Origin of the sequence: Neobacillus niacini, assembly GCF_030817695.1 — a bacterium.
Lineage (GTDB): Bacteria > Bacillota > Bacilli > Bacillales > Cytobacillaceae > Neobacillus > Neobacillus niacini_F.
Map to the genome: position 1 here is coordinate 51,024 of NZ_JAUSZQ010000007.1, position 12,088 is coordinate 63,111.

Annotated in this window: 12 protein-coding genes; all 12 read left to right on the forward strand. The window is 35.6% G+C overall.

Annotated elements, in window-relative coordinates:
* Positions 1–73: 73 nt before the first annotated feature.
* The 12 genes from QFZ28_RS28110 to QFZ28_RS28165 all read left to right on the forward strand — a co-directional run bounded on the left by QFZ28_RS28110 (position 74) and on the right by QFZ28_RS28165 (position 12,082).
* Positions 74–943: a branched-chain amino acid ABC transporter permease gene (locus tag QFZ28_RS28110; RefSeq protein ID WP_307197899.1), complete on the forward strand. Its 870-nt coding sequence runs from the start codon at positions 74–76 to the stop codon at positions 941–943.
* Positions 944–949: 6 nt separating this feature from the next.
* Positions 950–1,948: a branched-chain amino acid ABC transporter permease gene (locus QFZ28_RS28115; RefSeq protein ID WP_307197900.1), complete on the forward strand. Its 999-nt coding sequence runs from the start codon at positions 950–952 to the stop codon at positions 1,946–1,948.
* A complete protein-coding gene (locus tag QFZ28_RS28120) occupies positions 1,914–2,690 on the forward strand; it encodes an ABC transporter ATP-binding protein (protein ID WP_307197901.1) in 777 nt (258 codons plus the stop codon). Before QFZ28_RS28115 ends, QFZ28_RS28120 begins: the two co-directional genes overlap by 35 nt.
* A complete protein-coding gene (locus tag QFZ28_RS28125; RefSeq protein ID WP_307197902.1) occupies positions 2,674–3,378 on the forward strand; it encodes an ABC transporter ATP-binding protein in 705 nt (234 codons plus the stop codon). Before QFZ28_RS28120 ends, QFZ28_RS28125 begins: the two co-directional genes overlap by 17 nt.
* A gap of 454 nt (positions 3,379–3,832) precedes the next feature.
* Positions 3,833–4,504 carry a GntR family transcriptional regulator gene (locus QFZ28_RS28130; protein ID WP_307197903.1) on the forward strand — a complete coding sequence of 224 codons (672 nt, stop codon included), beginning with the start codon at positions 3,833–3,835 and terminating at the stop codon, positions 4,502–4,504.
* Positions 4,505–4,773: 269 nt separating this feature from the next.
* Positions 4,774–5,709 (forward strand): hypothetical protein, encoded by a 936-nt coding sequence (locus QFZ28_RS28135; protein ID WP_307197904.1) that lies wholly within the window; start codon positions 4,774–4,776, stop codon positions 5,707–5,709.
* A 28-nt stretch (positions 5,710–5,737) separates the two neighbouring features.
* Complete coding sequence (locus QFZ28_RS28140; protein ID WP_307197905.1) at positions 5,738–6,604, forward strand: alpha/beta fold hydrolase; 867 nt, start codon at positions 5,738–5,740, stop codon at positions 6,602–6,604.
* Positions 6,604–8,073: a 4-hydroxyphenylacetate 3-hydroxylase family protein gene (locus QFZ28_RS28145; protein ID WP_307197906.1), complete on the forward strand. Its 1,470-nt coding sequence runs from the start codon at positions 6,604–6,606 to the stop codon at positions 8,071–8,073. The genes QFZ28_RS28140 and QFZ28_RS28145 overlap by 1 nt, the downstream gene beginning before the upstream one ends.
* 169 nt (positions 8,074–8,242) lie before the next feature.
* A complete protein-coding gene (locus tag QFZ28_RS28150; protein WP_307197907.1) occupies positions 8,243–9,604 on the forward strand; it encodes an MFS transporter in 1,362 nt (453 codons plus the stop codon).
* Positions 9,605–9,677: 73 nt separating this feature from the next.
* Complete coding sequence (locus tag QFZ28_RS28155; RefSeq protein ID WP_307197908.1) at positions 9,678–10,469, forward strand: 2-keto-4-pentenoate hydratase; 792 nt, start codon at positions 9,678–9,680, stop codon at positions 10,467–10,469.
* 124 nt (positions 10,470–10,593) lie between these two features.
* Positions 10,594–11,073 (forward strand): flavin reductase family protein, encoded by a 480-nt coding sequence (locus tag QFZ28_RS28160; protein ID WP_307197909.1) that lies wholly within the window; start codon positions 10,594–10,596, stop codon positions 11,071–11,073.
* 157 nt (positions 11,074–11,230) lie between these two features.
* Complete coding sequence (locus QFZ28_RS28165; protein WP_307197910.1) at positions 11,231–12,082, forward strand: FAD synthetase family protein; 852 nt, start codon at positions 11,231–11,233, stop codon at positions 12,080–12,082.
* Positions 12,083–12,088: the final 6 nt, after the last annotated feature.

The following is a 12,088-nucleotide window of genomic DNA, read 5'->3' on the forward strand; positions in this document are numbered from 1 at the left end:
GATGATTGATTCATTCCTGTTCCTTTCTTATCAATCTTTTTATATTAATTAAAGGACCAAGAGGTGAGATGTAATGTTTCAAATTATATTAAGTGGATTAATTTTTGGTTGTGTTTATGGTCTCGCAGCATTGGGAATGGTTTTAATTTTTAAAACCACAGGGGTTGTCAATTTCGCACAAGGTGAAATGGCAATGATTAGTACTTTTTCAAGCTATATCTTTCTTACGAGTATGAACTTACCTTACTTAACTTCGTTTTTGATTGCTTTAGCTATTTCGGCTATTTTAGGAATCATTGTTTATGTCATTTTTATGAAGCGTTTACAATCAGAGTCGCCTCTAAATCAAATGGTTATTACCCTCGGACTATTTCTAATAATTAATGGGGTTGCGGGTTTAATTTGGGGGCATAACCCTACTAGCTATCCGGAAGCCATCCACGGAGATGCTTATAAATTAGGAAGTATATTTATTACACCAAACGAAATCTTTTTGGTTGGTTTGACTTTCGTTCTAATGGTCGTATTTTTTCTCATTTTTCAATACAGTAAGATTGGTTTAGCGATTAGAACCTCCTCTCAAGATATAACGGCAGCAAGACTCATGGGGATTAAAGTTTCAAGAGTGTTTATGGCTACTTGGCTTGCTAGTTCAGTCCTTGGAGGTATTGCCGGAATGATGACAGCGCCCATTACCTTTCTAACACCAAATATGATGTTTGATGTTTTAATTATGGCTTTCGCTGCAGCTGTATTAGGAGGATTTGTAAGCTTACCTGGTGCTCTTATAGGTGGACTGCTAATCGGGGTATTTGAAAATCTCGTTAGTTATTACATTGCACCTGAATTAAAAATCGTATATACCTTTATACTCATTGTTTTAGTACTCTATATACGGCCTCAAGGGATATTTGGTGGAAGAAAAACTATCAAAAAGGTGTGATAAGTGTTGGTTACATTTTCTAAAAGTAAATTATATCTATTAATATTGCTACTGTTAGTACTATTAATCCCGTTTATGGTCGGTGGATCGGGTTATTTCACGACGCTTTTTGTAATGACTTGTATCTATATCATTTGCTCCTTGTCATTAAATTTACTCGTTGGTTATGGTGGACAAATTTCAGTCGGAAATGCCGGTTTTTTAGCAGTTGGCAGCTATACAGTAGCTATATTATCGAATATCTTTGTCCTGCCTATTTGGTTAACGTTACCTTTAGCAGGGATATTTACTGGAATAGTAAGTATCGTTATAGGAATTCCAGCAGTACGATTAAGTGGGCCATTTCTTGCAGTCGCTACTCTTGGGTTTGGTATTTCGGTGCCACAAATAGCATTGAACTGGGAATCACTTACAAATGGGTACACTGGACTAACTGTTACACGGCCATTACTAACATCAAGTGATTCTTCATTTTTTTATGTGGTTGTCGGTATCACATTACTTATTATTTGGATGTTAAGGAATATTTTAAAAGGTCAATTAGGAAGAGCGTTTATTGCCATCCGTGACAGTGAGGTGGCCGCCCAAGCTAATGGTATAAATGTAGCTTTTTATAAAACCATGATGTTTGCAATCAGTGCTTTTTTTACTGGTATTGCAGGGGGGCTTTATAGTTATTGGATTGGCTATGTAAGTCCTGACGATTTCACCATTGTAAGTTCCCTTTTAATACTTGGTATGGTTGTTGTGGGAGGAGCAGCGTCTATACCTGGTTCTATCATTGGGGCCGTACTTTTAACCATCATTCCACATTTTACTGATTCATTTATCGGCGTAACCAACATTGTGATTGGAATTGCATTTGTTCTTATCATTCTATTCCGTCCTAAGGGCTTAATATCCATTTATGATTCTTTTATAAAAAGAATAAAGGATAATAAGAAAAAAACTGAAAGGGGAATAAAACAGGATGTTGAATTTTCACGAAATAACGGTTCAATTTGATGGATTAGTAGCAATAAATAACCTTTCTTTTGAAGTTTCAAAAGGTAATATCCACTCTATTATTGGACCAAATGGTGCAGGTAAAACAACCATTTTTAATTGCATTAGTCGATATTATACTCCATCAATGGGTGCAATAACCTTTGAAGGGAAAAATTTAATAACTGTAAAACCTCACCAAATCATTAGCGAAGGAATCGCACGGAGTTTTCAAAATGTCGAACTTTTTTCAGAGATGACAGTTTTGGATAATCTGTTAACAGGATTACACTCACGTTTAAAAAGAAATATTTTTTCAATCGCATTGAATTTACCATCCGTTCGCAAAAACGAAGCCGAATCAATTAAAAAAGCGTATAAGTTATTAGACCTTTTGCAATTAACCCATTTATCAAATGAAAAAGTATCGAATCTATCATTTGGGTATCAGAAAATGGTCGATATTGGGCGTGCGATGATGGCTGAACCTAAATTGTTGCTGCTAGATGAACCAGTTGCAGGAATGAATCCTGTGGAAACAGGGCAAATTTGTCAGTTACTGCTTAGAATAAAGGAAGAGATGAATTATACGATCCTTTTAATTGAACATGATATGTCACTGGTTATGAAGGTCTCAGATTATGTAACTGTTATGAACTTTGGACAGAAAATTGCAGAAGGAATCCCAAGGGAAATTCAAAAAGATCCTAGGGTGATTGAAGCTTATTTAGGGGAGGGAAAATCACTTGCTGAGGTTAAATAATATTCATGTTTATTATAACCATGTCCATGCATTGAAAGGTGTTTCACTTGAAGTGAAAAAGGGTTCTATTGTTTCGCTTTTGGGAGCAAATGGTGCGGGGAAATCAACCACGTTAAAAACAATTTCTCTCCTTTTAAAGCCTAAAGAAGGAAGTTATCTATTCGAAGAAACTCCAATGTTAAAGATGAAAGCAAGTGATGTAGTTAAGGCAGGAATCATTCATTGTCCCGAAGGGCGTAGAGTTTTCCCCCTATTAACAGTGATGGAGAACTTAAAAGCTGGAACATACATTAGGAAAGATAAAAAGCAAATAAATCATGATATGGAAAGAGTCTTTAACTATTTTCCTAGACTAAAAGAGCGTCGAAATCAAAAAGCAGGAACACTCAGTGGCGGTGAACAACAAATGCTAGCGATAGGAAGGTCCTTAGTAGGTAACCCGAAAATATTATTATTGGATGAACCTTCATTAGGAATTGCGCCTATTCTTGTAAAGGAAATATTTGAAATCATTAAAGAAATTAACTCAGAAGGTACAACGATTTTATTAGTTGAACAAAATGCAAATATGGCCCTGGATATATCAGATTATTCTTACGTTTTGGAAAACGGGCATATTGCTCTAGAGGGTCGATCCGAAGAGCTCAAAGAAAACCCAGAAATTCGGAGGCTTTATTTAGGTGGATAAACAAGAAAATAGGGTGTAAAGAAGGAGCGAGTATTATGCAAACATTTAATATTAGTTGTAAGAATCGGCGTTCCTTTTTAAAAAATGTAATACCTGGTGTTGCTGCTCTTGTTTTAGATGATGTTCAATGGGATATCATAAAGTAAATAAACGGCAGTTGAAATAAAAAAGCTTTAAGTACAGTCGATTGTAATAGCTTTCTCTCCTCATCCAAAATCAATAAGCCCAAAGCCTTTCCCTAATAAGAAAGGTTTTTTACATTGGAAAATGTATGAAAATAAATTTCGACTTTACGATACATGTACATCGGTTGAGGAAAACCCAAATAGGAGCATTAAAAACAATCTAGGTAAGTCCTAAAGTGTAAACAAATATGCTAATATATAAGTATTATATGGATTATAAATAACAGTAAAAACACGTTTTGATTCAACGAGGGGAAGAGGACATAGTTATGGAAGAACTTTATAAATCTTTTCAAAAAGCTCCAGTTATGAAGTCAATGCAAGTTTATGAACGAATGAAGGAAGAATTATTATCAGGAGAATGGAAATTTGGAGAGAAAATATTTGTAAATAATTTAATTGAAAAGTTTAATGTTTCAAGAAGACCAGTAATGGACGCGTTAAAATTACTGCATAGTAATGGGTTTATTGAAATAATTCCTCAGTCTGGTTGTAAAGTAGTTGATTATTCTAAGAAGGATGTATTAGATCAACTTTTACTTAGTTCTGCACTTGAGTCAATAGCAGCTGAATTAGCAGCCAAAAATCATACAAGTGCTGAAATTAACTCTTTATGCAGTTATCAGGAAAATGTCAAAAAAAATTTAGAAAAGTTTAATGATAAGGCTTATTATTTTAAATATAACCGTGAAGTTCATGCTTATATTATGTTAATGACGCACTCAGAAAGAGTACAAAATCAAAGTGTACAATTATGGGATTTGAATGATTTTTATCTTTTAAACTCCCTTGATAAATTAAAATTCGATATTGCTGAATCAATAAATGAACATGATCAAATTATAACTTCTATAAAAGAAAGAGATGCAATTAAGGCAAAAGTATTAATGGAAGAGCATATTCGTGCCTATATGGAAAAATTGAGAGAGCAGCTTCCTTAATTTAAACAAAAACGTTGAAATTACTCATATGTAATTCAACGTTTTTTTAGTTGATTTTGTATAAAGTTCGAAACAAAAAATATACAGGGACAAAATCATCTGAAGATCAAAAATCAACTGCAGTTAATTAGAGAGAAAATATTCAGAATAGATTGACAAACAAAAACTAATATATTAGTATTTAAGTTGTAGGAAACGTTTTCACAGTGTTTATAGGTATTAATTTTAATATATTTCAAAAAAACTTAAAAATTAAGGGAGTGAATAAGTTGGCAAAAATTGTAACGGGTATTGCAATGTCTCACAGTCCTTTAATTATGACTAGTGAAGAAGCTGGAGGAGAAAGAGGTAGACGTTTTCTAGATAAAACAAAAGAAATGAAGGATTGGTTGAAGGAAGTTAATCCGGATGCCTTGGTCTTGATTTCAGATGACCACTTCAATAGTTATTATTACAACCATATGCCATCTTTTACAATTGGAATTGGAGAATGTGAAGGGTGGGGGGACTGGCAGTTACCGGAGTACCAAATTCCAGTTCAAAAAGATTTGGCAAAACATATCTTAGATACTGGTCTAGAAAAAGGTGTGGATTTCGCTTTTACAATGTCAATGAAAGTGGATCACGGTCATACACAAGGTATTTATTTCTTAAATCCTGATTTGGATATTCCTGTCATTCCTATTGCAATCAATACATCTGCACCACCGCTACCTACAATGGATCGCTGCTTTCAGTTAGGTGTAATTCTTCGTGAAGCTATCCAATCATGGGGTTCGGATAAAAAAGTGGCAATCGTTGCTTCAGGAGGGTTATCGCATTGGGTACCAATTCCTAAAATTGACAGTGAAAAAGAAGAAGACCAAAATATGATTCATATTTTGAAGAATGGTCGTCCCGAGATTAAAGATCCTGATGAATATAAGAAAACAAGAGAAAAAAGAGTAACGACAATTAAAACGGGTCCGGTTAACGAAGAATGGGACAGGACATTTTTGAATGCGCTTACTGAGGGCGATTTCAATTCATTGAGAAAATGGAGTTATAACTATATTGAGGAAAACGGCGGAAACGGAGGACAAGAAATTCGAAACTGGCTCGTGTTACTCGGCACACTTCAAGATTTTAAAGCAGAAGTAATCTGCTATGAACCTATCCCGGAATGGGTCACAGGAATGGCAATTGTTAAATTCAAACAACCTTAAAAATAAAAAACGAAAGAAGGAAAAAAGAATGTCTAAGTATGATGTGAGTATTTGGAATGAGTTGTCTGGAATTCCTTTTAAGCAATATTTTGTGGATGCAAATGGAGTAAGTACAAGGATTGTAGAAGCTGGTGAAGGAGAACCACTTATCATGTTACATGGCATCGGTGGTCATATTGAAGCGTATGCAAGGAATATTAAAAGTTTAAGTAACCATTTCCGAGTCATTGTTATGGATATGCTCGGTCATGGTTATACAGGGAAACCTGATTATCCGTACACTCTGAATGAATATAGTGATCATTTATTGGCAGTAATAAAAGCGCTCTCAATTGACGATGTTCATTTATCTGGTGAATCTTTAGGAGGATGGTTATCTGCTTGGTTCGCAGCCCGTCACCCACAATATGTGAAAACATTATTGTTGAATACACCAGGAAATATTAAAGGCAAACGAGATGTCATGAAGAAGCTGAAAGAGTCTACGTTAAAAGCTGTACTAGAAGCGAATTACGACACTGTACGAACTAGGCTTGAATTTTTATTTTATGATACCAATTTTGTTACAGAAGAATTAGTAGAGTCACGATATAAAATTTATACACAGCCGGAATTTAAACAAGCAGTTCATAACATTGTCGTATTACAAGATTGGGAGGTACGTAAAAATTTCATGTGGGAACCAGAGTGGACACACAAAATTACTGCACCAACTATTATTTTAATGTCTGATCATGACCCAACAGCCACAATAGAGGATGCAGAATATCTTCAACAGCTTATTCCGAACAGTAAGCTTCAAATAATTAACGATGCCGGACACTGGCCACAATGGGAAAAGCACGAAGAATTTAATGAAATCCAGATTGAATTTGCTAAAGGAGTGAATGTGTAATGGTTGCAATTAAAGGTGTTGATTACTTAAATCGTTTGAAAAAAAATCCTCCAGAAACCTGGATGGGGGACGAAAGGATAGTAGATCCGACCTCGCACCCACTCGTTGCCCCACCAGCCAATTCTATTGCCAAACTATATGATTTGCAGTGGGATCTGGATAAAAAAAATCATATGCTTTATACAGATTCCACTACCGGTGAACTTACGGGTACTCAATTTTTGGTACCAAGGTCGAAAGAAGATTTGAAAAAAAGAAGGTTAATGCATCAAGAGTGGGCGGAAGCATCTTATGGATTTATGGGCCGCTCAACTGATTTTATGAGCGCCATGCTTTTAGGCTGGTACGCCAATGCGGAGTTCTTTGGCGAGTATGCCGAAAATGTAAGAAAGTATTTTGATTATATTCGGGAAAAAGATTTATATTTGACGCATGTACTAATTAATCCACAGGTGGATCGGAGTCAGCCGCCATCCAAACAGCCGGATGAATTTACTTACCTTGGTGTTGTACGAGAAACGGAAGAGGGAGTAATCGTTCGGGGTGCTAAAATGATGGCAACTGCGGGACCATATGCAGATGAAGTGCTCGTCTTCCCATTCGCTAATCAACAAGTAAGCCCTGAAGATTATAAATATGCTATCTCATTTGCGGTGCCAATGTCTACACCGGGACTAAGAGTAATTGCCCGAGAATCCTACGTGAAAGAATCTAAACAGGACTATCCTTTAGCGAGTCAATTTGATGAGCTCGACGGTATCTTAGTTTTTGATGATGTGTTGGTTCCATGGGACCGGGTATTTATTTATCAAGATCCGGCAAAAGTCAATCAAGTTCTTAAGTATACAAGCCTTTATACAGGACACCAATCAACGATCCGCTTGATGACAAAGCTACAATTTGTTGCTGGGCTTGCAATGAAGGCGACAGATGTTATTAATACGAATGTATTTCCTCAAGTTCAAGATTTGATAGGTGAATTAACAACGTATATTGAATTATGTAGAGCTGCGATTACGGCTGCTGAAGAAAATGCACAACCAAATGAACTCGGGATTTATATTCCGGATTTTAGACCTTTAAGTGCAATTAGGAACTCTGGAAACCGTTGGTACCCGCGTTCACGGGAAATTCTTCAATTAATTTTAGCCGGAGGATTGATGTACCAGCCTTCTTCATTCAGTGTTTTTAATAGTCCGATTAAAGAAGATATTGAAAAATACTTTAGAGGCGCAGATATTTCAGCAAAAGAGAAGATTCAAATTTATAAAATTGCTTCTGAACTTGCTGTCTCTGGGTTTGGATCCCGTCATGAGCTATATGAACGGTACTATGCAGGTGACCCGTTGTTTTTAAGAATTAACTCTCAATATAAAAATTACGACAAAACTGAATGTTTGTCTCTTGTAGAGGGGTTACTTAATCAAATTAATTTTGAAGACACTAATGTGTTAGCGAAAACATTATGATTAACATAGCTTTCATGCCTAATCTAATATTCTAGTATTTAAATAGTCTGTTGCACTATTGAATTGATTCACATGTGGATAATATTAATGCTGAATCTTTTAATAGTGCTTTTTTTAAAATGATTCATGTCAAAAGTAAAATCAAAATGAATTTAAAGAGTGGACGTGGATGATTGTGAAATATATTAATGTGAATCTAGTTATTAATGAAAGCAAATTAAATCGCTTTCATATCAGTATTTTATTATGGGGATTGATAATCCTTTTGTTCGATGGATTTGATCTTGTTGTGTATGGTGCTGTAGTCCCAGTCTTAATGAAGGAATGGTCTTTAACTGCAATTGAGGCAGGCGCGCTTGGAAGCTATGCATTATTTGGAATGATGCTTGGGGCAACTATATTTGGACCGCTTGCAGATAAAATAGGAAGAAAAAAAGTAATTTTAATTTGTGTAGTACTTTTCAGTTTATTTACTGCTTTAATTGGTTTTGCAGGAAACCCAGGAATTTTTGGTTTGTTCCGTTTTCTGGCAGGCCTTGGTTTAGGTGGTGTTATGCCTAATGTGATTGCGTTAATGACTGAATATTCTCCGAAAAATATGAGAGGTATGCTCGTGACCACTATGTGCAGCGGATATGCAATAGGGGGAGTGTTGTCAGCTGCTCTTTCCATAGGCTTAATTTCAAATTTCGGTTGGCAATCCGTCTTTTTTATCGGAGCAATTCCACTTCTGATTCTTCCTTTTTTGTATAAATATTTACCTGACTCACCTAGTTTCTATCTACGTAAAAATCAAAATGAAGAGGTTGGAAAAATTCTCGAAAAAGTTAATCCTGATTTTACCTACGAATCATCGCATGTATATCAACTCGAAGTGAGTAAAGAAAATAAAATTCCAATTCTAGAACTTTTTCACAAAAAACGTGCATTGAGTACTCTCATGTTATGGACTAATGCACTTATGACCCTTCTCGTTTTATACGGACTAAATACTTGGCTGCCAAAGTTAATGGTTAATGCTGGTTATCCTCTAGGATCCAGTTTAACGTTCTTACTTACCTTAAATTTCGGTGCCATAATTGGATCTGTTTTCGGAGGGTGGCTGTCAGATCGTTGGCATCCTAAAAAAGTGCTTGTAACGTACTACATGATATCATGCCTTGCTCTTATTTTATTAGGCTTTAAGCCAAGTATGTTCTTGCTATATATTTTACTTGCTTTTGCCGGAGCGACAACAATCGGCTCTCAGATTGTAGCCAATGTCTATGTATCTCAATATTATCCGATGCACATTCGGTCAACAGGTGTCGGTTGGTCTTTGGGGATAGGACGGTTAGGGGCTGTTCTTGGACCAACATTAGGAGGGATCTTGTTATCTTTTAATCTATCTCTTCAAGTGAATTTCTTGGTATTTGCGATTCCATGCATTCTTGCTGCATTGGCAATAGTATTAGTTCAAGATAAATATGGAAATTTGAGTGTAATTAATAGAACAAATAATGAGAATAAAATAGAAGATATAGCTTTATAGGTTAATAAACATAAGGAATGTTTAGAATATTTCTCATGCTTTCTTTTACTTTTTATAGAAAGAGGTTTTTGCTTTGAGTAACCAAGTAACATATCGAGTACATCATGCATATGAGCTTCTTCTTCAGGCGGAAGTGGAGAAGGAAACTGTTCTACCACTTACGGATTTGTATCCAGATATGACAGTTGATGAGTCGTATCAAGTACAAATGAGAGCTATTAACCAGAAAGTTCGGGACGGCCAAAGAATTGTCGGCAAAAAAATTGGTTTAACTTCTCTTGCCATGCAGAAGTTGTTAGGGGTTGACCAACCAGATTATGGACATCTGTTGAATAGTATGGAAGTTAGTAATAAAGACGTTATTTCAATGGATCGTCTTTTCCAACCCAAGGTGGAAGCGGAGATTGCTTTTGTTCTTCACAAAGATCTTAAAGGTCCATCTATCACCATAGATGATGTATTAGACGCAACAGAATATATTGTCCCTGCCTTAGAAATTGTGGATAGTCGAATCGTTGACTGGAGAATAAAGTTACAAGATACCATTGCTGATAATGCTTCTAGCGGCCTCTTTGTGATAGGGGATAAAAGGATCTCTACGGCTGATATGGATTTGACAAAAATAGAAATGAATTTGTTTCGAAATGGAGAGCTAGTGAATGTAGGATATGGTTTAGACGTATTGGGTAATCCGGCAACATGTGTAGCTTGGCTCGCAAATAAATTATATGAATACAATGTCACCCTCAAAGCCGGAGAAGTCATTCTATCAGGAGCCCTTTCGGCGGCAGTGAATGTACAAAAAGGAGATCGAATAACAGCCGGTTTTACTCATTTAGGAATAGTCGAAGTTACCTTTTCTTAAATTGAGAAGATATGATTGTTGTTATGGCTACAGAGCTATCTAAAGTAGGGGAAAAGTCTTTAGTTAAGTAGTTGTTTGGAAGTAAAGGAGTAGTTTTTTTAAAATTAAATTTGGAGGGAATTTTATGGATAGTAGAACATTTCGCAATGCAATGGGTACTTTTGCTACAGGAATCACAGTAATCACAACAGAAGTAGATGGAGAAGTTAGCGGTATGACTGCCAATGCTTTTATGTCAGTTTCACTTGACCCAAAACTTGTGTTAATTTCTATCGACAACAAAGCGAAAATGCTTGAAAAAATTCAGAAAACAAAAAAGTACGGCATTAGCATTTTAAGTTCAGACCAACAACAGCAATCAATGAATTTTGCTGGACAAATAAAAGAAAGAATTGAAGCGGACTTTGAACGAGTTGGGGATATACCTGTTTTAAAAGGTTCCCTGCTAAATTTATCATGTAACGTGGTCGATATTCATAAAGCTGGGGATCACGTTTTGTTTATCGGTGAAGTCACGGAAATGAAAACCAACGAAGGCGATCCATTGCTTTATTTTGGTGGTAAATATCGGAATCTCCAAACGATAGAGGAGAAAATTGTATAAAAGAGGCTCATTCAAGATTAAATAGGTTTATGTAAATGGGAGATATCCCGTTCCTTTTTAAAAAGGCAGTAATATACACAGATTATTCATTGCTTTTTGTGGAGAAGGAATACTTGAACTAAATCGAAGAAATATAAATGAGAGGGAGAGATGGTGAGTGCAAACCCTTTATATAAACAGTCAGAATCGGGGTTCCTTCTTAGAGGTGATAAAGCCCGGCGTAGCAGCTCTCGGATTTTTTGATGGTGTTCATTTGGGACATCAGCAGGTTATTAAAACAGCAGTTAAAATGGCGAAAAAACGTAACATTCAGTCCATTGTGATGACTTTTTCTCCACATCCAAAAGAAGTATTAGGAAATCAAAAAGTGGATTATTTGACCTCAATCGAAACAAAAAAAGAAATTTTTCAAAAATTAGGAGTAGACGTTCTATATTTAATTGAGTTTAATAGAGAATTTGCTGTACTAAAGCCTTGGCAATTCGCTCAAAATTATCTTGTTGATTTTCAAATACAGCATGTTGTTGCGGGATTTGACTTCACATATGGTTTTCGTGGTCAAGGCAATATGGAGACGATCGTAGCAGATGGTTTAGGGTGTTATGGTGCAACAGTCATTGAGAAAATTCATTTTAAAAATGAAAAAATTAGCTCAACACGTATTAGAATGGCAATTCAACATGGGAATCTCTCTGATTTGCCAAATTTATTAGGAGATTTCTATCGTACAAACGGAGTTATTAGAAATGTGAAAAAAGGAATGAATATTTGTGAAATTAATGTTCATGAACGTTGTTTGCTTCCGAATTATGGAGAATACGAAGTAGAGGCTGAAATTGATGGTTTTACCTTTAGGACTATTGTATATCGCATTCCAGAGGATCCTTATGTTCTGTATATGTTATTTGAGAAGCAGTCTGTTTTGCCTAGACATCATCAGATGATAAAATTGAAATGGATTGACGTATCTATTGGGAAATCAAACAAGCTAGAACTCGAAATCATATAATTATAA